Annotated in this window: 20 protein-coding genes, 1 pseudogene and 1 riboswitch; of the genes and pseudogenes, 5 read left to right on the top strand and 16 right to left on the bottom strand. The window is 36.9% G+C overall.

Features of this window, described 5'->3' with window-relative positions:
* Positions 1–452 precede the first annotated feature (452 nt).
* The 8 genes and pseudogenes from JMM81_RS07635 to JMM81_RS07605 form a co-directional block, all read right to left on the bottom strand.
* Complete coding sequence (locus JMM81_RS07635) at positions 453–1,652, bottom strand: phosphoglycerate dehydrogenase (RefSeq protein WP_256240966.1); 1,200 nt, start codon at positions 1,650–1,652, stop codon at positions 453–455.
* A 172-nt stretch (positions 1,653–1,824) separates the two neighbouring features.
* Positions 1,825–1,903, bottom strand: a riboswitch (ZMP/ZTP riboswitch).
* 130 nt (positions 1,904–2,033) lie between these two features.
* On the bottom strand, positions 2,034–2,192 hold the full coding sequence (locus JMM81_RS07630) for a hypothetical protein (protein ID WP_256240965.1): 159 nt from the start codon (positions 2,190–2,192) through the stop codon (positions 2,034–2,036).
* 549 nt (positions 2,193–2,741) lie between these two features.
* A complete protein-coding gene (locus JMM81_RS07625; protein ID WP_256240964.1) occupies positions 2,742–2,981 on the bottom strand; it encodes a hypothetical protein in 240 nt (79 codons plus the stop codon).
* A gap of 231 nt (positions 2,982–3,212) precedes the next feature.
* Positions 3,213–3,539 (bottom strand): hypothetical protein, encoded by a 327-nt coding sequence (locus tag JMM81_RS07620; RefSeq protein ID WP_256240963.1) that lies wholly within the window; start codon positions 3,537–3,539, stop codon positions 3,213–3,215.
* Between the two features lie 6 nt (positions 3,540–3,545).
* Positions 3,546–3,713: pseudogene (locus JMM81_RS23010) on the bottom strand (transposase); the annotation flags it as partial.
* Positions 3,658–4,593 carry an IS4 family transposase gene (locus tag JMM81_RS07615; protein WP_256240962.1) on the bottom strand — a complete coding sequence of 312 codons (936 nt, stop codon included), beginning with the start codon at positions 4,591–4,593 and terminating at the stop codon, positions 3,658–3,660. The gene JMM81_RS07615 and the pseudogene JMM81_RS23010, both read right to left, overlap by 56 nt.
* Positions 4,594–4,850: 257 nt before the next feature.
* Positions 4,851–6,044, bottom strand: coding sequence for a chromate transporter (locus JMM81_RS07610; protein WP_256240961.1), 1,194 nt, complete (start codon positions 6,042–6,044; stop codon positions 4,851–4,853).
* Between the two features lie 17 nt (positions 6,045–6,061).
* The gene (locus JMM81_RS07605; RefSeq protein ID WP_256240960.1) at positions 6,062–6,370 is read right to left on the bottom strand and encodes a PadR family transcriptional regulator; all 309 of its coding nucleotides are present in this window, start codon (positions 6,368–6,370) and stop codon (positions 6,062–6,064) included.
* 262 nt (positions 6,371–6,632) lie between these two features.
* Here JMM81_RS07605 and JMM81_RS07600 point away from each other — a divergent pair, with 262 nt between their 5' ends.
* The 3 genes from JMM81_RS07600 (at position 6,633) to JMM81_RS07590 (ending at position 9,193) form a co-directional block, all read left to right on the top strand.
* Complete coding sequence (locus JMM81_RS07600) at positions 6,633–7,355, top strand: ABC transporter ATP-binding protein (protein ID WP_256240959.1); 723 nt, start codon at positions 6,633–6,635, stop codon at positions 7,353–7,355.
* A complete protein-coding gene (locus JMM81_RS07595) occupies positions 7,352–8,455 on the top strand; it encodes an ABC transporter permease (protein ID WP_256240958.1) in 1,104 nt (367 codons plus the stop codon). Before JMM81_RS07600 ends, JMM81_RS07595 begins: the two co-directional genes overlap by 4 nt.
* Positions 8,456–8,545: 90 nt before the next feature.
* A complete protein-coding gene (locus tag JMM81_RS07590; RefSeq protein WP_256240957.1) occupies positions 8,546–9,193 on the top strand; it encodes a TetR/AcrR family transcriptional regulator in 648 nt (215 codons plus the stop codon).
* A gap of 210 nt (positions 9,194–9,403) precedes the next feature.
* Here the strand turns inward: JMM81_RS07590 and JMM81_RS07585 are convergent, their stop codons facing one another.
* The 5 genes from JMM81_RS07585 to JMM81_RS07565 all read right to left on the bottom strand — a co-directional run bounded on the left by JMM81_RS07585 (position 9,404) and on the right by JMM81_RS07565 (position 17,834).
* The gene (locus JMM81_RS07585) at positions 9,404–9,643 is read right to left on the bottom strand and encodes a glutaredoxin family protein (RefSeq protein WP_256240956.1); all 240 of its coding nucleotides are present in this window, start codon (positions 9,641–9,643) and stop codon (positions 9,404–9,406) included.
* A gap of 134 nt (positions 9,644–9,777) precedes the next feature.
* The gene (locus tag JMM81_RS07580) at positions 9,778–11,067 is read right to left on the bottom strand and encodes a TIGR02679 family protein (protein WP_256240955.1); all 1,290 of its coding nucleotides are present in this window, start codon (positions 11,065–11,067) and stop codon (positions 9,778–9,780) included.
* The gene (locus tag JMM81_RS07575; RefSeq protein ID WP_256240954.1) at positions 11,057–15,172 is read right to left on the bottom strand and encodes a TIGR02680 family protein; all 4,116 of its coding nucleotides are present in this window, start codon (positions 15,170–15,172) and stop codon (positions 11,057–11,059) included. The genes JMM81_RS07580 and JMM81_RS07575 overlap by 11 nt, the downstream gene beginning before the upstream one ends.
* Positions 15,172–16,335, bottom strand: a complete 1,164-nt coding sequence (locus JMM81_RS07570; protein ID WP_256240953.1) for a TIGR02678 family protein — start codon at positions 16,333–16,335, stop codon at positions 15,172–15,174. Before JMM81_RS07570 ends, JMM81_RS07575 begins: the two co-directional genes overlap by 1 nt.
* Complete coding sequence (locus JMM81_RS07565; RefSeq protein ID WP_256240952.1) at positions 16,332–17,834, bottom strand: TIGR02677 family protein; 1,503 nt, start codon at positions 17,832–17,834, stop codon at positions 16,332–16,334. Before JMM81_RS07565 ends, JMM81_RS07570 begins: the two co-directional genes overlap by 4 nt.
* Before the next feature lie 261 nt (positions 17,835–18,095).
* Here JMM81_RS07565 and JMM81_RS07560 point away from each other — a divergent pair, with 261 nt between their 5' ends.
* Positions 18,096–19,526 carry a Na+/H+ antiporter NhaC family protein gene (locus tag JMM81_RS07560; protein ID WP_256240951.1) on the top strand — a complete coding sequence of 477 codons (1,431 nt, stop codon included), beginning with the start codon at positions 18,096–18,098 and terminating at the stop codon, positions 19,524–19,526.
* Between the two features lie 84 nt (positions 19,527–19,610).
* On the opposite strand, the gene JMM81_RS07555 is transcribed toward JMM81_RS07560, so the two are convergent.
* The 3 genes from JMM81_RS07555 to desA form a co-directional block, all read right to left on the bottom strand.
* Positions 19,611–20,183: a thymidine kinase gene (locus JMM81_RS07555; protein WP_256240950.1), complete on the bottom strand. Its 573-nt coding sequence runs from the start codon at positions 20,181–20,183 to the stop codon at positions 19,611–19,613.
* Between the two features lie 655 nt (positions 20,184–20,838).
* Positions 20,839–21,378 carry a response regulator transcription factor gene (locus tag JMM81_RS07550; protein WP_256240949.1) on the bottom strand — a complete coding sequence of 180 codons (540 nt, stop codon included), beginning with the start codon at positions 21,376–21,378 and terminating at the stop codon, positions 20,839–20,841.
* Between the two features lie 80 nt (positions 21,379–21,458).
* Complete coding sequence (gene desA / locus JMM81_RS07545) at positions 21,459–22,490, bottom strand: Delta(5) desaturase DesA (RefSeq protein ID WP_256240948.1); 1,032 nt, start codon at positions 22,488–22,490, stop codon at positions 21,459–21,461.
* 547 nt (positions 22,491–23,037) lie between these two features.
* On the opposite strand from desA, the gene JMM81_RS07540 reads away from it, so the two are divergent.
* On the top strand, positions 23,038–24,486 hold the full coding sequence (locus tag JMM81_RS07540) for a DEAD/DEAH box helicase (protein ID WP_256240947.1): 1,449 nt from the start codon (positions 23,038–23,040) through the stop codon (positions 24,484–24,486).
* Positions 24,487–24,595: the final 109 nt, after the last annotated feature.

Below are 24,595 nucleotides of genomic sequence, written 5' to 3'. Positions count from 1 at the left end.
TGCTTAACTATCTTTTATTTACTACCTACTAGATCCTTCTCCTCTTTAGAATAACAGTATCATTTTAATCCTATTCATCCTAAAATAATTATTATACTATCAGAAGATGTTCATGTTAGCTTGTGAACTAGATAGATGTATGTTATCACATGTATATGACTTAAGATGGACTTCAACAAATAGCTAATGGAGTGAAAATGCGTGTAATTTAGTCCCGTGAAATAATATCGGAGATTAGTTCAAATAAGGATAGGCTACTCAAATGAGTAGCCTATCCTTATACACCAAAGGCAAATTTTCAACATGAATCATTAACATAGCCAAAATCAAAATAGCCTCAACTCCTTAAAGGAATTGAAGCTTGTTGTACATACTAATATTTGTTCATTCGGACAAAGAAAGTCATCAAAAAGATCTTCCATCCTCTTTCTTTTTGTGCCGTTAACGTTTATTTAAATAATACGAGTTGTAACGATACCTTCGATTTGTTTGATTTTTTCTTCCAAACTAGGAATAATATCATCATTTACGTTATTTTCAATGTCAATCATCGTATACGCATATTCCCCTCGGCTTCGGTTAACCATATCAGCAATATTGAAATTATAGCTTGATATAGCCAGTGTGATCTGTCCAACCATATTTGGTACGTTTTCATGGAAAGCTGCCACACGTCGCTTTCCTGTGTAAGGAAGGGAAGCGTTTGGAAAATTCACTGAGTTTTTGATATTTCCTGTTTCTAAAAATTCCTTCACCTGATTAGCCGCCATAATAGCACAGTTTTCCTCTGATTCTTTCGTAGAAGCACCAAGATGTGGAATTGGAACTGTATTTTTCATTTTTAACACATTTTCATTAGGAAAGTCTGTAATATATTTACCCACTTTTCCGCTTTCAAGTGCAGATTTCATATCCTTTTCATCCACAAGTTCACCACGTGAGAAATTCAAAATATGAACGTCCGGCTTCATAATACTAAATGTTTCTTGGTTAAACATGCCTCTTGTTTCATCGGTTAACGGAACATGTACAGTAATATAGTCAGAGTTAGCAAACAATTCTTCAATTGTCACAGCGCGTTGTACATTGCGGGACAGATTCCAAGCTGCATCAACAGAAATGAACGGGTCAAACCCAATTACATCCATGTCTAAATCAAGTGCATCATTCGCTACAAGCATACCAATTGCACCTAAACCGATTACACCTAGAGTTTTTCCCTTAATTTCTTTTCCAACAAATTGTTTCTTTCCTGCTTCTACAAGCTTTGGAATTTGTTCACCTTCACCTTCTAACGTCTTTGTCCAAGCTAAACCGGCAAAAAGGTTACGGGATGAAGCCATTAATGTTGTTAGTATCAATTCTTTTACAGCGTTAGCATTAGCACCAGGAGTATTAAAAACAACAATTCCTTCCTCTGTACATTGGTCGACCGGAATATTATTGACACCTGCCCCAGCCCGTGCAATTGCTTTTAAATTGTTACCGAATTCGATTGTATGCATGTTAAAGCTACGAACAAGAATAGCATCAGGGTTTGCACTGTCATTGTCGATCGTAAAGTTATCCTTATTGAATATATTTAGCCCGCTTTCTGCAATAGCATTTAACGTTTGGATTGTTTTTACTTTTTCTAAAATCATTGTGCTCATATTGTTTCTCCCCTTTTATTGACGATTGTTTTTAAATTTCTAACTAAGTGAACAAGGTTTTAAGCAAGGACACTTTCCACTATTCAAATGTTATATACAATATAGAATTTGAAAGTAGTACCGACTGCAATATCCTTTCTTAAAAACAGAAAGAGGTAAGGGATATATCCCTTACCTCTGCCCAGGCGAACGGCTACGACACTATGTGCTTCCTCACGGTTATCCGCGTTTCGCCAGTCACACATAGCCTTTTGATTTATTTCATTTTATCAAATTCCCTAGCAATCTTCAACCCTCATTTAAAAGTTATTTAACAAGCTTACGTCAATGACACATGAGCTCACTTAACATTTTATCTTCTATTATTTTCAGCATGTTTTGCTAAATATGTACATAGCTTTTTACATAGATATTACACCATGGTGAAAGGAATTCTGTATGAAGAAAAGTATATTGATTGCTGTCATTCCAAAAGAATCCTACAGGACCTACACGCATAACCCCACCAAAGCCTTTGCTGTTGTTGATCGGTTCTTCCATCGTTCCATGCTTCCGACTTAAAAGTGCAGATAGGCAAGAATCTTTGTGCATGGAGCTCTTTAATAGTGAGTAATCATCCGTCTTAGACCCAATTGTATTGATCAACTCGTCTTTAAGCTATAAAGTCTAAAAACAATATTTCTTTCTTGTTTTTATCACTTGTGAACTCCATGCTCTATCGTCTTTTTTCAGGTTTTAGTCCTATTCTTTCTGAATTTTTTCCAAAAATATCCTAAACTACATGATAGCAAGAAATTTAAAAGGTTACTTCAACATATACTCTATACATGATGTGGTACTAATACCCAAATACCTTCAAAAGATCTGATTTCAAAATCGTTTACATCTTATTCTTCATGCTAAAATAGATGGATTTGGTAAACCTGGCATAGTCGCACAAAACAAGAACAAAGACGTTTCAAGTGCAACTATTCAAAATTCCCATCATCTCTTTTTTGTTATGCTACTTTCATTTCTCGATGTTCTCTCACAACTTCCATCAGCTAGAAATCCATGTTTATTCATTCCAATCGCTTATATTGTAGCACTTTACTTTCCTTTATCTTCTATTTTATGACCTCCCACTAATTTTCCTAATTTTTTCATTCCTTGATCCTGTTTAGGCATGTGATTGAATGGATTTCTCTCTGATCCGAATTCCGCTTTAGTATCAACTTGAATCCCCATCTTTGAGCCAGCAGATGCTGTAGGATCATTAATAATATCTTCTTTTTTTTCATCAAAATGAGGGGTTGCCTTAACATGTAGATTTTCATTATCACTTGGCATATCATCATCTCCTTTATGATTAAGATGACTATATCGAAGAAGATCTATTCAGAAAAGAGGATGTGGAGATAAAGGTGTCAGGCACCATAGCCATCAAGCTAACACAAAAATAGCAGAAGGAAGTAACTCCTTTCTGCTATTTATATATATTCTCGTCCTTTTTATTAAAAAAGGGTATACGAAAATAAGCCTATTCCACCTAGACTTTTTTGATTATTCAATTAAAATCACTTAAGAAACTGTTTCTATATTTCTTTCGTATACAACACCGAGAATATCAAAAACGGTTTTCTTTCTATAACGATGTGATTTCTTCCCGTTTTTTTCGACTTGTACACACATCCTTCTTAGCTCAAAGAGAACAAACTTTATTCCCTGATACAACGCTTCATGTATGGAAGGTAAATACTCCTTGACGATGGATATGGCCCGATATTCACTAATCTCTTTTTTCTTTTTTCGATAAAGGGCTTCTCTTATTTGAAAAGCTAGGGTAGAGCTGATTAACAAAGATATGAGTGTACCGTATAAATGGCATTCAAATCGTTGTACTTTCATTTTTTTCACTTGATGAATTTGAAAAAGAGATTTCCATGTTTTAAATAAAATCTCAATCTGCCATCGTAAAGAGTAAAAAGGCTGAATCTCTTCCTTTGGGATACAAGCTTGTGGTATATTAGATACGAAAATGTTTAATCTTGAGAGTTTTTTTGAGCGGTGTGAATACTTCACACCCTTTTTTTTTCTCTTTTTTATCTTTTTTCTTTAAACGTTGTTCTGTCTGTTCATCCGTTAACTTGCATAAGATCAGTCTAGGGATATACTTCTTCTTCTGACTCACATAAATATTCTCGACTTCTCTGACTTCTCCCACTTCCATTTGTTCCAGAATTCCTTCCAGATCGAGTTTATGATGGTTCTCCCCTTCCACTTTTTCATATAAAATAATGTTGGGTTTTAACCTTGTCAGATAGTAGGCTTTCTGTTGATGAATTTGAACCAAATCGTCCAATGAAAAATAGCCTAGATCACGAATGATTAAGTCCTTTTCTTGGATAGTATCGATCAGGGTAGGACCGAATGTGAGGTCACTGTCTCTAGCGTGTTGAACCTCTAAATGTAGAAAGTCTCCTTTCATCAACTCATATTCTAATTGAATTTTGACACCTGATTTGTGGTATCCCTGATATTTTTCTGAGTAAAGACAAGGAAGTTCAAAAGCAGTTGAATCTAATATACGAATGCGATTAATATCCTTATTTTGTTGGGTTGGGATACTTTTTGACAAAAAGGGTTTCGAAAAAAGTTCATGAAATAAATGTTTTAATAAACGAACTCCTGCATCATTAAATCGTTGATTTAATCCTTCTGAACTAAGCGATATGTGACGTTTAGAATCTAATAGACCACACAACTCAGCTAATGATCTTTCTCCGGATCGATGATTCCAAAATCCACATAAAGAAACAAAATCACTCGGTTTTAATTTACCAGATCGTTGAATAAACAACTCCTTCCTGGCCAATTGATCCAGATAGTTATGATCGAAAATACGAGTCATCTCCTCTGAAAGCAGTTGAAATTCTTCTTCCATATTTAATTCATGTCGCATAAAAAACCTATCCTTTCTAGCTATTTAGTAGAAAGGATAGGCTTTTTCCTCGGTTTTTTTTCTCTAAATTGGAATAATCTGCTTAACTTGATGGCTATGGTGTCAGGCACCATCCAATGATCTGGATGGTGCCTGGCACCTTTATTCCTTTACTCTTTTACTCTTTTACTCTTTTTCATTCATTGTATGTGCAACAAGGTTTTTTAGTAATAAAAAGACTACCCACATGGCAACCTCTAAATATAAGGATATTTATTTTAAATTAACTCCATAAGTGAGCCACCAATTGCCCCAGTGACTACAATGATCCAAGGAGGTAGCTTCCAAAACACTAACATACTAAATAGTATGGCAGTAAAAGCAAAATCCATAGGTGCTAATATTGAACTGGTCCAAATGGGATGATAAAAGGCAGAAATTAAAATTCCAACAACAGCTGCATTCACACCCATTAATGCCCCCTTAATTTTAGGGTTGCTACGTAGAGATTCCCAAAAAGGTAGTGTACCTAAAACAAGTAGGAATGCAGGTAAGAAAATAGCTACAGTTGCGAGTAACCCACCTTGCCATCCATTCATAATGGCACCTAGATAGGCAGCAAATGTAAATAGAGGACCCGGAACAGCTTGCGCAGCACCATAACCTGCTAAAAACGACTCTTCGCTTAACCATCCAGTAGGGACAAATTCACGTTCAAGTAAAGGTAAAACGACATGACCACCACCAAACACTAAAGAACCTGATCGATAAAAACTATCGAACATAGCAATCCAGCTTAAGGATGTCATTTCTCTCAAAATAGGTAATAAAATGAGTAGACCAAAAAATATGATTAAGCAGATCACGGCAAAGTGACGAGATATAGGAAAGATTATTCTTGATTCATCGTTTTCTTTGTGTTGTTTATATAATAAATAACCAAGAAAAGCAGAAATCAATATGACCCCGACTTGAGTGAATGCTGCTTGCCATAAAAGTGTACCCACTAATGCAAATAAAGCTATCGCTTTCCTCTTTAAATCAGGAGTAAGTTTTTGTGCCATCCCTAAAATAGCATGGGCAACGACTGCTACTGCTACTATTTTTAAACCGTGTATCCACCCAGCATTGCCAATATCAAACCCTTGAAGAATAAGGGCAAATACAATTAATGCTATTACAGAAGGAAGTGTAAATCCAATAAATGAGACAATCCCACCTAAAACTCCTGCTCGCATCACTCCAATCCCAATTCCAACTTGACTACTAGCAGGTCCCGGAAGAAACTGACATAAAACAACTAAGTCAGCATAGCTTTTTTCATCCATCCATTTTCTTCTTCGAATGTATTCGTCATGAAAGTATCCTAGGTGCGCAACCGGTCCACCAAAGGATGTGAAACCAAGTCTAGTTGAAACGACAAGAATTTCTAATAGAGACTGCAATCCGCTTCTCTTATTGTTTTGTTTCATTTCATTCACCTTCTTTCTTATTCTTTGATTTCTTTAAATAATTCGTACGCTTTTTTTCTAGCTTCGGTTAGAACGGTATTTCCCTTCTCGGTAGTTATATAATACTTTCTTATTTTTCCTTCTACGTTTCTTTCTTCTTTTACTAAAAGACCATCTGACTCCATCGAGTGAAGGATCGGGTAAAGAGTACCAGAACTGATGTTATAACCATGTTCTTTAAGTTCTTCGAGTATCCAAACTCCAAAAACGGGATGTTCATTCGCGTGGTGTAATATATGAATATGAATAAACCCGAGAAAGAGCTTACGTAATACTTTATCTTCCAACTTATCACTTCCAAACATAAACGATATCGAAATCCAATATTGAATTTCGATACCAAATATAACATAAATAAATATTACTTTCACAGTTAGACTAGAGTATTTACATAATCTTAATAAAGAACTCCATTCGTTCAATAGTATACTTAGTTTAATTTGTTTTCAAAGCAATCTTCTTAAATTCTTATGATCCCTATTGATTTAAGTTCTATTTGCTTTATAATAAGAGTGAGTAATCACTCATTTTTATCAGGAGGGTATGAGGATGATATCGAGTATTATTGTGAATGAAGTAAGCAAAAGTTTTGGAAAAAAAATCGTCTTGACTAGTATCAGTTTAACGATTGGTCCTGGTCAAATATATGGATTGATTGGACCTTCTGGTTCAGGAAAAACTACTTTGGTTAAGCTCATCGTTGGAATGGACCGTCCCTCGTGTGGGGATATCCACGTACTAGGTACAGCTGTTCCTAACTTGAATCTATTACAGAAAATTGGTTACATGGCTCAAGCTGATGCCCTATATACCGATTTAACAGGAAAAGAAAACCTTACTTTCTTTGCTTCTCTTTTCAAATTAAAAAAAGAAGTGCAAAAGAAACGAATTGCCTATGCAGCAGAACTAGTCCATTTATCAAATGAATTAAACAAGAAAGTTCATACGTATTCAGGAGGAATGAAACGTCGATTATCTCTCGCTATTGCTTTAATTCAAGATCCTGAAGTTCTTATTTTAGATGAACCAACTGTTGGGATTGATCCAGCATTAAGAAAATCAATTTGGGCAGAACTATATCGCTTAAAAAATCAAGGAAAAACCATTTTAGTCACAACCCATGTGATGGACGAAGCAGAAAAATGTGATCGATTGGCAATGATTAGAGATGGAGCCCTTCTCACAAGCGGTTCCCCCTCAGAATTAAAGAAAGCTTACGGGATTACGAGTCTAGAAGAAGTATTTTTACAAGCTGGAGGTGAAATGAAATGAGAATAGCTGCATTAGTAAAGAGGATCTTTCAACAAATGTTGCGAGATAAGCGGGCACTTGCTTTAATGATGGTTGCACCCTTGATCATTTTAACCCTCTTTCATTACTTATTTTCTAGTGATACAGCCAATCCTACAATGGGTGTTGTAAACGCAGATGAATCCTTTGTTACGCAATTAGAGAAACGTAATTTAGATGTCATTCAATATGATCAACTACCAAACAATGAAAAAATAATGGATAATGAATTAGACGCTGTTCTTGAGATGAATGGTTCAAATATAAACCTCGTTCTCACAAATATAGAGCCTTCTGTTTCAAAAGCGATTCAAATGAAAGTTCAACAAACCATTGTTGCTGAAAATACCCAACAACAAGCAAAAAACTTATCTTTATTCATACAAACCGTTCAAGGGAAACTTCAAGGAACACCGATCGAGTTAGAAACGGTAGAACCCACCGAAATCCATACCTCTTATGTATATGGCAGTGAAGACGCATCCTTTTTTGATCTGTTGAGTCCCATATTAGTTGGTTTCTTTGTCTTCTTCTTTGTCTTTTTGATATCAGGAATTGCCCTTTTACGAGAACGAACAACAGGTACATTGGAACGATTAATGTCCACGCCGATTCAAAGAAGAGATATTGTATTTGGTTATCTCATTGGATATGGTATTTTTGCGGTCATCCAAAGCCTTATTGTCGTCTTCTATGCGGTCAAAGTACTTGATATTGTTGTCGTGGGCTCTTTGTGGAATGTGATTCTTATTAATTTAACCTTGGCTTTAGTTGCTTTATCACTAGGTATCCTTTTGTCCGCATTCGCTAATTCAGAATTCCAAATGATGCAATTCATCCCAATTGTGATCATCCCACAAATCTTTTTTGCCGGCATTCTTCCTGTTGAAGGAATGGCTAACTGGCTTCAAGTGGTCGCTCATTTTATGCCAATGTACTATGGAGGAAATGCATTAGTTGATGTGATGTATAAAGGATTAGGATTCACTGACATTCTAAACGATGTACTTGTCTTATTAGGATTTGCCCTTTTATTTCTCATCTTAAATGTATTAGCTTTGAAAAAGTATCGAAAAATGTAATAAATGAGGTACATGATGGCTATCCATTCATTTTCTTTTAAAAGTGATTTAAAATGAAAATAGAGATAACCGTTTAAAAGGAGTAAACATATGTCTGAAGAAGAAATGATGATCCAACAGCTTTTTGATGAAGAAAAGTTAACCGAAAAACAAAAACAAATTATTATCGCAGCCATCGAATCCTTTTCAGAAAAAGGCTATGCAGCCACATCAACGAATGAAATAGCAAAAAAAGCAGGTGTCGCGGAAGGAACCATTTTCCGGCATTATAAAACAAAGAAGGATTTATTGTTTTCTATTGTTACCCCACTCTTATCCAAATTTATTGCTCCATTTATTGTGAAAGATTTTGATAAAGTGCTAAATCGTCAATATGATCATGTAGAAGACTTTCTAAGGGCGACCATTGAAAACCGAAGAGAGGCGGTAGTCAAACTTCTTCCTGTTGTCAAAATCGTTCTTCAAGAAATTCCTTTTCAACCGGAATTAAGAGAGCTATTTCAAGAACAAATAGCCAATAAACTATTGGAACGTGTTTCAAGTATCATTCAAAAGTATCAAAAAGAAGGACAACTAATCGAAATGCCACCTGAGAATATCGCAAGACTAGCTATTACGAGTATCCTCGGCCATCTCGTAACCCGTTATCTCCTTTTCCCTGATACCGAGTGGGATGATGAACTCGAAACAGAACGAATCATTCAATTTATCTTGCATGGGGTAGGAAAAAACAGGTAACAAAATTCTATCTACTCAATTATTTCAAAGCTATTATATTTCTAAATGTAAGACAGCCTCACCATGAAGAAAATCCGCCTGATTTGTAGAGTAAACATAAATGATTTTGGCATAGCTTCAAAACGCTCTGGAGATTCCTCATATTTTAAAATAAAGAATAAGTTTAACTACAAAAAACGAGCTACGATATGCACCATAGCTCGTTTTTGATTATTGTTTTCGAGATTGAATAAGCTCTATTAATTCAGGATTCAAGCCTTTTACAGCATGTTCTCCCACTACTGTTACAGGAACTCCTAAGAATCCATACTTTTCAACTTCTTTTTTATATTCCTCATTTTTCATGACATCTCTGACCTCAAAAGGAACTCCTTCTAGGGTTAGCATCTTTTTTACATAGCTGCACTCCACACAGTCCTCCATTGAATAAACAATGACTGGTTTACTCATTCTCTTAGTCCTCCTTCACTTAGGCTTTAAAGCATAAAACAGCGCATATAAAATTAAAATGCCTCGATTTTATATGATTTTTTACAGTTTTATACGAAATAAAACTAACTGTTCCAAGCTCCTTATTGTCTGAATTATACTTGTCCCCTTGTCTCTTGCTTTATATCACTGATTAGACTTGAAACAATAGCTTCTTGATATCCTGCCTTCTTTACATTTCTCATTAAGCTAATTAGCTCATTCCATTCAGAAGAAATATGATCGAGCTTTGACAACCTATTTGAAATATCTTCATTTGATAGACTGGATTCATACGACTCTCTATCCATTCTCCATAAGACAACTCTATCCTTATATCTTTGCTTTAACCGCTGAGCTATAACTAATCCTTCTGGATCACAATCACCCGAATAAAAAAGGGTACAGTTCGATTGAGCGAGCCTATCTAATAACACCCAACTAGCCAACCTCAGTTGTCCATGTGTACAAATAACCGGGGCATTCGGTACAGCATCCATAATGGTAGAGCACACACTTGAATTCTCTACAATCCATACTTTAAATCCATTGCACGGCCATATTCTGTCTACTTTAGCTAGTTCTTTCATTGGTACGTTCATAACCGTCCCCGTATGAATAGCCGCCTGCCAAACAGGATGGATGATATTTTCACGTTGGGCAAGTAACCCTTGGCACGTCACAAAATTCCATAAATCATCTCGCATAATCCCATATTGAGCGAATAAATCATTTAATTCTTCCATATTCCTGGGCATTGTCGCATCCTTATTCCCGTGCAATACTTGATCCACATACATACAATGAAGCAACAGTTTTCCGGCTAGTTCATTGGTATCAAAATCATGCGGATTCCCCGTAATTCTTTGAGAAAAAAAAGGAAGACGTTCGAACTCCCCTTTTTTCGGAAGCGAAGTAAATGCCTTAAAAACAACAATCACTCTCTCATACAATTCTTCTTTGTCTTGTTTATACAGTGACCAAATCCATCTTGTATCTGGAGTTTTTGCACGAATCCATTGTAGCCACCATGTCGCTTTGGGAATGACTTGTTTGAGAGAATCGATAAAATCATCTTCTTGCTCTCGCTCTCGCTTTATCTCTTCCTTTTTAGTAGAAATGGACTCCTGTAACACTTCCTCTAACAACTGTAAAAGTGTGTAATTTGAAAAGCCCGTATTCGATAATTCCCTTTCAAAGTCGAGTAATGCCATACTGCCTTTTTCCAGTAGCTTTTCACTTGGTTGACCGAGGAATCCAGCAATTGACTGTAATTCAACTCTACTAAAGGTTTTCAAGCTAATGTTACCGCCGATTCGTCCTAATGACCGGTACTTTTCTTTAAACAATGTAAACAACTTTAGAAAGCCTGGCTCTTCACTGAATACTTGTATTCTATTTTTCATTTGTTACAAGATCCTTCGTTAATTGATCCTCGTCTATGACAAGCGACTTTTGCTTACCATCCCATTGATATCGTATTACTGTAACAAAGTCAGCATTTTTGGGCCGTACTAATTCTGATATGGAAAGACTGGAAATGGTGTCATAGTCGCCCCATAAAGCCTGCGAATTCATAATGTAATTGAACCCGAGTTGTTCCACTACCTCAAACATATCACGAATGTTGTTTTCGTCAACACCAGCAAAAGCCTCATCCAAAGAAATAATATATGGAGCCCTATCACCTGCTTCTTGGTAGCGAGAATAAGCTGCAGTAAAGAGTGGAATATACATAGCCATTGCCTTTTCTCCCCCGCTAAACTTAAAGAAGGCATTGTTCGTCAGTTCACGCTTTGGTTCATTTTCTCGTCTAAAGGAAAGTACAAATGTAAACCATTTACGATAATCTAATACTTCTTTTAACACTTGATGTAGTGTAGACCCTTCATTCCGTAATTGAATTAACTCTTTTGCTTTTGCAATACGAGATTGGAAATGTTTCGTTATACGATGTAGATCCTCTTCGCCCAAAAACTTACTATTTCGTTGTAATAGCCCAACAAGATCTTTTGTATCTAGCTCTTGCTCCGATTCGGCTGTTAATGGTTTCCAAGAAATAGAGAAAATCAAACCAGATGAATTATCACGATCAGCCATAATTTTATCCATCTTTTTTACCCATGCTTGAGCTCGCTGAATCCGATTACGAAGAATAATTCCAACGGTATTGACAATAATATCTTCATAAAGCTGACGGTCTTGCTCATCCAGCCACCCTTTTTGCTCCTCTAACTCTTGCTTTAATGAGGCTGAAACATAATAAGGACTCACCCGCTGTCCTCTATATTCCAGTTGAATCAGTCGCCTACTTTTTAAGTGATGCCATTCATTTTTAAATGGTTCATAGTGATCACCGTAGTCTTCTTTAAACCATTCAGGTGTTTCGATCTCCTCTGTAAACTCAAACATTCGATATTCTGTTAGATATAACTGTTCATTGAAGAAGGCTTTCGTTAGTTGTTCCAACAGTTTAGAACGATCATGTCTTAAAAATACTGACTTGTATTTCTCTAAAATGGCTGATGCATCCCTTGTTTCTAGCTCTAAAAATCCTCGATTACTCTCTTCTTCAACCATTTCTGCCCATTCTTTATTCATGTTTTGCCAAAAAATAAGCTCTCGTTTAGAGACAATCAGCTTTTCTGAGCATACGCTTTGGTCTGCTGCTTTTTTAGGCAAAGAATTTGAGATGGCTGCCATTCTCTCCTCTGCTTCTTTCAACAAACCTTGTACTTCTTGAATACGACCTCTAACCTCATCAATCCCTTTTAATTGAAGTTGTTGTTCAATAGATTGTATCTCCGCCTTTACTCTAGTGAGTTCAACACTTCTACTATTTTGTTCTCCTTTTATACTGTCCAATTCTTCTTCCATTTCGTTCATTCGTTGTGTAATCGAATATAATTGCTTCTTTGCAAATAACACTTGAACTGAAATAAGCTTAAACTGATACAGAAACTCAACATAGCTTCCAACAGCTTTTACTGCTTGACTAATTTCCTCTTTCGTTAAGGCAATGTTCAAATGATTTCCATGTTCACGAAGATCTTTTTTCACCACATATAATTTTTCATAAACAAGCTTCCATTCCTTATCAATTCCACGAAGCATTTCCTGTTCTCTTTTTGCATCCTGTATTTTTTGTAGGATTTGTTCATGTAGTTCTAGTAATTCACGATCATGTGGAAGCTCCTTTTTCCAGTCTTCTATTAATTGAAGCTCCGCTTCCAGTGTTCGCCTTTTCGCATGTAATTCTTCTAATTCTACTTGAAGTTGACGTACTTTTGCTATCCATAGCTCAATTTGTTCCCTTTGATGACGTTTACGAGAAGTACGACCGATGAATTTTGATGTCCCCTCATTTGGAGCATGACCGACTAAGCAACCAACCGAATAAGATCCATCAACATCAACACGGATCCCGCTTCCATCCTTTTCAAGCGAAATACTTCTAAGTACTTCATCTACTAAGTGTTTAGAAATTGGGCTCTTCTCATCTAAATCTGGTCTTAAATAATCGGCTAACGTATAGCCAAGTAAGCGCGGTTCTGGTATCAGTACAGCATCCTGTTCTGGGAAAATAGAGGGATCTGTGAGTAAGCTATCTAAAACGCCTGTCTTTTTCAAAGCAGATTCAATCCGTTCTCTTTGTTCCTCTGTTACGTGCTCCTTGAACTCAACTGCTGCATAAAATGGCAAATAGCCTTGTCCTTTTTCTTTCAATTGCATACGAAAAGATTCGGTCCCTTTTGCTCTTTCTGGTTCTAACATTTTTTGCGTTTTAATATAGTGTAACTCCGCTTCACTTTCGCTTATTTCTCCATGCTTTTCTTCGATTTTTTCCTTTATAATCGCTATATCTTTCCCTACTCCTGCTTCATAGGTGTGGATAGCCGAGTACAGTTTATCTCGAACCTCTTCAAAACGACTTTTTTCGTAAAGCCCTTGCAAGGACCTAGCAATCTCCTGACGAATTTCTGTGGAATAGAGAAGTTTCGAATGATCTTCCATCCACAGAAAAACCGTACTCTCCAGTTGTTGATGTTGATCGTCAAACCACTCTTGCAGATGGTCTAATTCCTTTTGGTGTTCATCGATTATTTTTTTCTTTTCCGAGGACTGGCGCTGAAGACGTGTATGCTCGACGCCTAATCGATCAGCTTCTTCCGCTAGTTTTTCTAACGAACCTAATAAGGTTTGATGATCTTTTGCTTCTTTTAACCAAACCGTAAAATCAAATTCTTCTGATTCAGTTCTCTCATAATCATCGACATTTACTCGATGCTGATGAAAAGCAGATTCTTCTGCATCAATAGCTAGCTCTTCCAATAACTCTTTTGTCTTTTTTTGGTGCTGGGACAATTCCATTTCTGTATTCTCTTTTTCTTTCCATTGTCCATGCAACTTGCGATTTCGTTCTTCCCATTTACGTTCAAGATTCTTTACTTCATTCGTTAATGATGTTGCCTCATCTTCTTTTTTCGCCTTATCTTCTTCTAACGACCACACTTCATGCTTTTGTAATGAGAGTTTCTCTTGTTCTGCTACCTGTTTTTGTTGTTGATACATTTGTTTATCAACGGTTAATTGAAGAATTTCCTTTTCATAATCCTCATACCTTTGTGTTAACTCTTGAACTTGCTTTTCGGCTTCTTGACTCTTTTGCTGTGCCCGATTCCATTGTTGTACTCGCTCGGCCAAAATGAATGTATTATACGTATCATAGACGGATTCAAGCCTTTGAATGGAGGTATATTCTCTTTCTAATTGTTCCAATTGCTGCTGTGCTTGGTCCATACTTTCAATCGTGTCCGATAGATGGCGCAACTCATCATCTGTTAAAGGCGGCAATGCAGATTCTAAAATTTCGTAGATAACGGTTGGTTTAAAATCCTTTGAAAGTTTAGGACTTCTCAGTTGGATGAGTAGTTTGATCAAGTCTTCATACGCCTCAACGGACTGGAATCCAAACACATGTTTATTGACCAGTTCCATATACTCACGTTGTGTATGGACAACATATCCCCCGGATCCTATTCGATTTTCCAATTCTTTCGCTGATAGCGGGACTTTTTCTCCTGCATGCTTTTGAGAAAGATGAAAATCATCACCCATTCTACGGTTATCCGCTATAAGAAAGTACCATGATTTAATTCCCTTATGACGCTTAGCCTGCATGCCTATTCCTGTTGTGATGTACTGCTCAGATCCTTGTTTTTTGTATTCAATGAATAAATAACCCGTTCGTTCATCCCGATTGACTACTTCTTTTTCGCCAAGTAAATAGTCTTCCATCCTTCTCGCTTTTGAACCAAAAGGATCGAGTCGATCGGGTGATTTTTTCCCGTCTAGTAAAACAGGTAAGAAACTTTGCATCGTGACCGATTTCCCTGAACCGTTCGAACCTCTTAATAATAGCTTTCCATCTAAAAAATGAAAAATCTCTTCATCGTAATACCAAAAGTTTAATAAGCCAGCTCGATTCATCATCCACCTAGTGCCTGACATTAGTCTTCTCCTCCTTCAAAATCTGTTGGAAATATACCTGCTAATACACCTAATAGAGGCTTCATTTTGATCAATGAACTTTCCTCTTCTACTTCCACCATCATCCAGTCTTTCATCGCTTCTATGAGTTCAATCCGAATCGCATTTGTGGATTTTTCACGAAAATACTTGGACCAACCCTTTCCAAATCGATTGCGAAGGGTTTCCACCACTTCATTTAGTTCACCTTCTGTCATGACAATCTCACCATTCTCTTTTGGTGTAAAACGATCGAGATGTTCATGTAAATAATTTGAAAGCTGAAGCATGATATCGGTAGATGCTTTAGAAGTAGGATATATTTGCTGGTATTGCTTCGGCGTTGCAATCGATAAAAATGCCGTGTTTTTATAGACATGCAATTGGTAATCACTATGATTTTCGATATCCTCTGACAATCGATTTCGGAAGTTTCGAATATATAAAAAGTCTGGATCTTGTTGATCAAGTCGATGCAGCCCAGGGGAGAAGAACAACTTACGATAGACTCTTTTTCGGCGTTCATCCTCTTGATTCTGTTTCCAATCTTCTTCTAACAGCTCACTCCAATGCTTATAGTTCACAAAACCCTCTAAATAATTTTGCATAAAATAACGACTGTAAATGGTCGCTTCATACAGTACTTCTTGTTCTTCATGATGATCAAATCGCCCGATGTCTCCATCAATCGTACGAATTAATTGAAAATCCATTAGGATATTCACCGCTCGAATAAGAGATTTTCGATGAATATAAAGGGTCCAATCAAGTTCAAAGTCACCTGGATAATCTGCTTGAATCTCTTGACTCAGTTCAGATAATAGAAACTGCTCATCTACAGATTTTCCCTCTAAAAAGGATAAAGCACAGCAAAAAATCGCATAATCCATTGGCTCCTTGAAGTGTTGAATCCCCATCCACCGCTCTGGCTCAACAGGTATTTTTTCTAACTTAATAAAATGTTGATGCACAGTGAGCCGCAATCCGAATTTTTCGTTGATATAGCGACGAATCACCTTCTCACGCTCTCGAATAAGCTGATACCATTTTGGATGCTCTGCCCTCAAAATCCAATAATGATGAAATAAAAGATCCATTCCTTGGATCGCCCTTTCATCAAACTCAAGTATTTGCTCCGACTTCATTCTTTTCTCCTTCCTTGCTCTTCAAATTCAAACCGCACATCCGGCATCTTTAATGTTCCGTCATCCGACTCTAGCAAAATCGTTTTCTCCTTATCAATGGTTACCTTAACAATTAATCCATAATCTGTTTTTACTTTTCGGTCTATACTCACCATTGATTTTCCAATCCAACCAAGCAGTACCTTACGGATAAAAGGTTCTACTTTTGTTAACGAGGACAGCACGATCACACCTTCTGTTATATAGTGATCAATAAGGGCCCGTTCTTGTCTGCGTTCTTCTAAATATTGCTCTCTTTGCTCCTTTTTCTTTTCTTCATTCGACGTCATAGAACCTGGTTTTGTTTTGGTACGATAGCGATTGGTCCTAGGCTTTAATGTTAGTTTGACTGGGTCTTCCTCCCATGTGTCAGAATGTAAATTATCCGTTGTTCCTTCCTCCATTTGGAGATGCTGAATGGTCATTGCCCCAAAGACGACCGAAGACAGTTGATGAGCCTCATCTAATGATGAACAATGGACGAACCAATTAGCTAAATGCAGATAATCATTTTTCCTGCTTCGAAAATGTTGTTGTCTCTCCCCAATCCGTTGCACATATCTGGACATTCTCCGTATCATTTCGTTCGTCTGCCATTGGAGTACTTCTAATTCACTTTTTTGTGTACTAGAACCTAAAAACCATTGTCTCAAGGAATCCCAATATTCTTTATACTCCGTTTTCCATTCATCAACCGATGTTGTGACATCTTCTAATCTAGGAATCGACTTGCGGTGTTCGATTAACTTTTCAAAAAAGTTTTCTAATTTATAAGGTGTTAACTCATGCAATCGTTCCCCAATCTGCAGGGATGTTTTTTGAAGCGAGACAATAAAGTCTCTTAAATATGTTGTAAATTGATTTTTGTACACAAGAAATGCTTCCGTTTGCATTCTTTTGTCTGTTTGCTCACTATTTATGTAAGCGATATAATCAGCCGTATTTGTTCGGATCGTTTGAAAATAACGAAAGACATCTTCCCACATTCGCATGTATTCTTCTGCACTCCTCGGTAAGTTTGCCTCCATTTCTTGTTGTAAAGTGGTCAAAGCATGTAATAATCGTTCGAACTGAGATCTTTCTAATGAACCTTGGAATGTGTCTCCTACTTTTTTTTCTAACACCAAAAGCATTCTTTCAATCTCGATCGTATAAGGAGTAGATTGATAGCGAAAACGCTTCTTCTTATATTCTTCCACTGTTTTGGCATTTGTCATATCTTGCCTTGCAATCAAGTTATTCCATTTCACAAGTTGAGCAAGTTGTTGATGCAACTGATCTTCTTGATAATCCGAAAAGGCTGGAAGGGAACGCATATATTCTAAAATTTCTTCAGGTGTAATGAAATCTCTCATTCGCTCGTGCTGATGATAAAAATATCGTAATATCGTTCGATAATGTGCTGCAGAGTCTGTCGTTAAATAACTTGCCTCTACTACTTTCTTCATAGTAATGTCCACTGTCATCATCCTCAATTGTAGTCTATTACTATTATTGTATAAGAAATATAAAATAAGGGGAAATGGAAATAGTTCTTAATCGTATTGGGACATTTGGAGATTAGTTATTTATTTGGAGAACGAAACCGATCCCCTGTCCTTAGATCAAATGTAATAATGCCCACATGGTTTTGGCAATACTCTAAGTAAGTCATTTTATAAAAATAGCTTTTTAGATCTCAAAAGCAATAAAATTAAATCAGTTATAGGGGGGAAGGGATTTTGGAACATACATGGCTTTCACTGTTACCATTTCTTATCGTGATCCTAATGTCCATATGGTTAAAAGATATCTTACCTGGGCTTATAGTTGGACTTCTTGTTGGTTCTATTATTGTTACATCGGATTTACTAGATGGGACACAGCAATCGATTTCTTATATTGTCACAACATTGTCCGACGAAACGAATATCAAAATCGTCAGTTTTCTCTATGTATTTGGTGGTTTAGTCGGGATGATGAATATAGCGGGTGGGATTAAAGGATTTTCAGAGTGGATTGGCACGAAAATTAGGACAGAGCGTGGGTTACTTGGGGTAATCTGGCTTACTTTACCTTTTACGTTTATGATGCCGATGTTTCGGATCATGATGATCGGTCCCATCGTTAAATCACTGATTAAAAAAATGAACTTACCAACGCAAAAGGTCGGTTTGATGATGGACATTTCGACAGAGTCAGTCATTGTCCTTTTACCTGTAGCTACAGCATTTGTAGGTTTCATGGTATCACTAGTCGAAGGTGGGATTGCAGGACTTAACTTAGGGATGTCCCCCTATCAAGTATTCTTATTAAGCATTGTGTTCAACTTTTATGCGATTGTGATGCTAATTATCGGAATTCTACAGACATTTTGGCCTTCTTCTAAAAAAACAAATACTCTTAACAAAAAAGCTGATCAGAAGTCACTTGAAGAGGAAGAACATGAATTTCATCGAATTGGAATCAAAAGAGAATTATCCATGGTAAAAGCACAACCATGGAATTTGATTATTCCTGTCTTTTTGCTTCTAGGATTATCATTATTTCTTTTATGGCAAGACGGTACAGCCTTAGGAGCACAAACGATATTTGAAGCCTTTTCGATGGCAGATGCTACATTCGTTATGCTCTTGGCCGTTTTCATCACACTCATCTTCACGTTTATTTTTTACATCGTGCGCCGACAACCCTTAAATGAAATCTTGTACCATTTTTATGATGGTGGAAATCAAATGATGCAAGCCATCAGTCTCCTAATCCTTATCTGGTCACTAACATTATCAGCCGAGGACCTTGGTTTTTCAACATTTATTAGTTCCACATTAGGAGCCTTTTTACCAGCTTTTATGACGCCAGCCACAATATTTCTTATCGGTTCCATTGTTGGTTATTTTATTGGATCATCGTGGGGAACATGGGGATTGTTTATGCCACTCGGAATTGCATTAGCTGTTTCCACGGGAGCATCCATCCCGCTAACGGTAGGAGCAGTATTTGCAAGTGGAGCATTTGGTGCATTAACCTCACCATTAGGTGATACAACGATTACAACTGCAGCCATTCTAGACTTGGACCTTGTCGATTATGCTCGCTATAAATTAAAAATCTCTGCCATCGGTGGAGCCATTTCGATTGTGTTATATCTTGTAAGTGCTTTCTTTGTTGTTTAACAGTAGGGAGAGTCAACAGCTTATTTCTGGCCTTATCTAAACTCGACCATTAATTAACTGATGTCCTCTCTCCTTTTATTGAAATTATAGTGGAGGATTTTTGTGATGTTTACGACATACGGGATAGTAACTGTCATTTCCTCCTATTTGGATTTGCTTCCCTTCCCTAACCGGCTTTTTGTCTTCATTCACTCTCAAAGCCATAATCGCTTTTTTTTCACAGAACCAACAAATTGTTTTCATTTCTTCTATCTTATCAGCATAAAGCAACATATATTTACTTCCATCAAATAAGTTGTTTTGAAAGTCATTTTTTAATCCAAATCCCATTACTGGAATATTTAAATCATCCACTATTCTTGCCATTTGGAGAACATGTGATTTAGAAACGAATTGAACCTCATCTACCAGTATACAATTTAAAGGTACGGTAGATTCACTTACAATTTTGAAAATATCAGTAGTAGAATCAATCGCAATCGCTTCTCGCTTTAATCCCATTCTAGATGAAACATAACCTGTCTGATATCGATCATCAAGAGCTGATGTGAAAATTAAAACATGTTTATGTTGTTCTTCATAATTATGAGCAACTTTAAGTATTTCAATTGATTTTCCACTATTCATAGCACCGTATTTAAAGAATAATTGAGCCATTTTAACATACCTTTCTTACATTACTGTTTATGATTCCAATCTTTTTCATTAAGTTTCATACGTTTTTCTGTGATACTTCTGTAATTCTATCACTGTATACACGAATCTTCATTGAATCAAATCCTGATTTCCTACCCATTTTCATATTCTCGAAAAGTGAATAGGCTGCACTTTTTTAAGCTACAGTTCAATACAAATCACTTAATGAAGACGTATACCAAAGACCATTGGAGCATCCACACGATTGTTTAACACAGCCACATTGTAAAAACAGCTGTTGAAAAATATATCCAAATACTTCAAAACGCGAGCCTTGCATTATTTGGGGATCAAATTCGCCCCTCCGAATTTGCGCCCGGATTTTTATCGAGCTCGCTCGATCAATGACCTTTAAAAAATCCGAGGCATCCGCCGGAGGCTTAACTTCATTCAGCCGGGGTTTGAACCCCCACTGAATCAGAGAGCTTTTTGCATTCATCCCCCACTTACAGAAGTGGAGGACTTCTGCTGAATGAAGTTAAAATAAACAAAATAAAAACTCCTTCTCGCTATAGAAAAAGAGTTCAAAAAGAATTTTTATTTCATTATAACATAGATGTCTCTTCAAGTAGGTTCTTGAGACATGGTTTAGTTTTTGGTGAACTTAAACTAATCTCTACCCAGCAGGTAACTTCATTTTATCCATGATGGTTGAAAAATAATTTCTGACAGTTCCCATTGTGTTACTAGGCTGATTAGAGATTTCATTTGTCATTTGACCATCAGTCAACCACTCTACTATTTCCTGTTCGTTATCGCTGGAATCATTGTCCATTAGTTCAGGGGAATACATTTGCTTCCCATCGATAATACTGCGAATGGAACAAGCTAACTCCTCACTAGGGCTGTCTTTCAATAGATAACCTCTTACACCTGCTTTTCTTGCACGTTCAAAATAACCAGTCCTTGCAAAAGTTGTTAAAATGATTACCTTGTATCCTGCTGGCATTAAAGCATCTGCTGCCTCAAGTCCGTTCATTTCGGGCATCTCTATATCCATGATACAAACATCAGGCTGTAATTGATGCACAAGAGTAAGTGCCTCTTCTCCATTCCTTGCCTGACCGACCACTTCCATATCATCTTCCAAATTGAGCAGGGAGCCTATTACCCCTAACAGCATTTCCTGATCCTCCGCAATGACAATTCGAATCATTTAAGTTCTCTCCTTATATGAAAGCTATTATAAACAGAGACTCCCCGTAAATAAAGGGGAGTCAGCCATAGACGGTAAAGTTACAATTCAGGTTTTACTTGAACAGAAATTCTATTTTCAGCTAAAGCTTTGACATCTTTAAAACTCACGAAACTCTTACTCTTCTCATCCCATAGACGAAAACGGAGCGACTTCAAACTTGTAGCAAGAGAAATCGTTGGTACGTTTTGTAATGGGGGCGTATTTTTGTGTGCCTCTTCTAGTTTATAGTTCGGAACCCTTGGGCTTAAATGGTGAACATGGTGAAACCCAATATTTCCAGTTAAGAATTGCATAATTTTTGGAAGCTTATAGAAGGAACTTCCTTCCACAGCTGCTTTCACATATTCCCAATCTTTATCTTCTTCAAAATAAGAATCTTCAAAAGTATGCTGTACATAAAACAACCAAATACCTACTGAACCTGCTAGTAAGAAAATTGATCCATGTACGAGAAGAAATGACTGCCATCCGATTGCCCAAGAGAGCAATCCAATCAAACAAGCAATCAGAACATTCGTCAAATACGTGTTCATACGTTCCTTCTTTTTGGCACCTTTACGGTTGAATCTATTTTTCAAAAGGAAAACATAAATCGGTCCTAATACGAACATAACCAGTGGATTGCGGTAAAAACGATAGGCAAAACGAAGGCTACGTGGGGCTGCTAAATATTCATCTACTGTAAGCGTCCAAATATCTCCTGTGCCGCGTTTATCTAAGTTTCCACTTGTCGCGTGATGAATGGAATGCTCATGTCCCCATTGATCAAAAGGAAATACAGTTAAAACACCCATGGCGGTCCCAACGATTCGATTGGCACGGCGGTTTTTAAAAAAGGAATGATGGGTGCAATCATGAAAGATAATGAAAATTCTTGTTAAAAATCCTGCAGCTATGACAATAGGAACTAATGCTAACCAATAAGAAACAGACAGGCTTATATAGGCAAGGTACCATAATGCCATAAATGGCACGACTGTGTTGATGATCTGCCATATACTTTCTTTTGTTGTTGATTTTTCAAATAGGGCCACTTGCTTTTTCAAATTTTTCGTATTTTGTAAGGTCATTTTATTTGAATTCCCTTCCTCGTTTGTGTTGTTAATTCAAATTATAAAGCAAGGGAATCGAACTTGTTAGTAGCAGGTGTCATGTACAAGGTATGACAAATGTCATATACAAGTCATCCTCACATACAAAATGTGTAAAATCCCCCTAAAATTCAAGTAATATGAATCCGCTATTCAGACTTAGATATGAAATAAACAACAGTTGTTCAATACCCTTTATTTATGTATATTAATATCAAATTCGCCCCGCCGAATTTGCGCCCGGATTTTTATCGAGCTCGCTCGATAAATGACCTTTAAAAAATCCGAGGCATCCGCCGGAGGCTTAACTTCATTCAGCCGGGGTTTGAACCCCCACTGAATCAGAGAGCTTTTTGCATTCATCCCCCACTTACAGAAGTGGAGGACTTCTGCTGAATGAAGTTAAAATAAAAGCCGATTCTTCTGGCATTTCAAGTATAATGAACCATGGTCAGATTATGCATATGATATTCCTTCGAGAGAATCCTATACATAAGTTGAATCATACAGAAAATGAGGTTAGTACATGAATGAAAAAAGTTTTGAGGATTATCATTTAAGCGATGAAATAAAAAGAGCCCTTACAGTATTAAAATACGAAACTCCTACAGAAGTTCAGCGTAACGTACTTCCGTTAGCAATGGACAAGCAAGATCTTGTCGTAAAATCTCAAACCGGCAGTGGCAAGACGGCTTCCTTTGGTATCCCTATTTGCGAGATGCTTGAATGGGAGGAAAAAAAGCCACAAGCATTAATTCTGACACCAACTAGAGAGCTTGCTGCTCAAGTTCGAGAAGATATAACGAATATTGGAAGGTTTAAACGGATTAAAGCGATGGCCGTTTATGGAAAAGAACCTTTTGCGAGACAAAAAGAAGAATTAAAACAAAAAACGCATGTAGTTGTCGGTACACCTGGACGTGTCATGGACCATATCGAAAAAGGTACCTTAATTTTAGATCAAATAAAGTATCTTATAATCGATGAAGCAGATGAAATGTTGAATATGGGTTTTATCGATGAAGTAGAAGCCATTATCAATGAACTCCATGTAGACAGAGTCACGATGGTATTTTCGGCTACATTGCCGAAAGATGTTGAAAATCTTTGCCATAAATACATGAAAAACCCGACTCATATTGAGATTACGACTACTGGAGTCACGTCGGATACCATTGAACATCGTTTAATCGAAGTGAAAGAAGAAGAAGAAAAAATTTCACTCCTTAAAGATGTGACGGTCGTTGAAAACCCAGATAGTTGTCTTATTTTTTGCAGAACAAAAGAACACGTAAATACCGTGTTTGCCAAATTGGAAGCATCCCATTATTCTTGTGAAAGACTCCATGGAGGATTAGAACAAGAAGATCGATTTACCGTTATGGATGGTTTCAAAATGGGGAATTTCCGTTATCTTGTGGCGACTGATGTAGCGGCGAGAGGAATTGATATTGATAATGTGACACTTGTTATCAATTATGACGTTCCAATGGAAAAAGAGAGCTATGTCCACCGAACAGGAAGAACCGGTCGTGCCGGCAATCAAGGAAAAGCGATTACGTTTGCTACATCTTATGAAGGAAAATTCGTAAGAGCCATTGAAAGGTACATTGGCTTTGAGATCTCTAAAATGGAAGCTCCTCTACAAGAGGAAGTCGCTGCAGGAAAAGCCGCTTTCGAAGAAAAAGTGGGTGGCCGCCGAACTGTTAAAAATAATAAAACGGCCCGAATCAACCAAGATATTATGAAACTCCATTTCACCGGTGGAAAAAATAAAAAGATGCGAGCGGTAGATTTTGTTGGAACGATTGCAAAAATCCCTGGAGTTACAGCAGATGATATTGGAATTATCACCATCAAAGATAATTTGTCATATGTGGATATTCTTAACGGAAAGGGCTCGCTCGTCTTACAAGCCATGGAGAATACAACCATCAAAGGAAAGAAACTAAAAGTCAGCAAGGCCCTTAAATAATTCTAACTTCAGCAAGGACGATTATAGCAATGATAATCGTCCTTTAAAGCTATAACGGATGAAGCATTATTTCTACTTCTCCAATTTTAAACCAGTTCATTCCATCAAA

Source organism: Bacillus sp. V3B (assembly GCF_024494465.1).
GTDB lineage: Bacteria > Bacillota > Bacilli > Bacillales > Cytobacillaceae > Bacillus_BD.
Note: the sequence above shows the minus strand (reverse complement) of the source record. Positions and strands in the feature narration are given on the sequence as shown.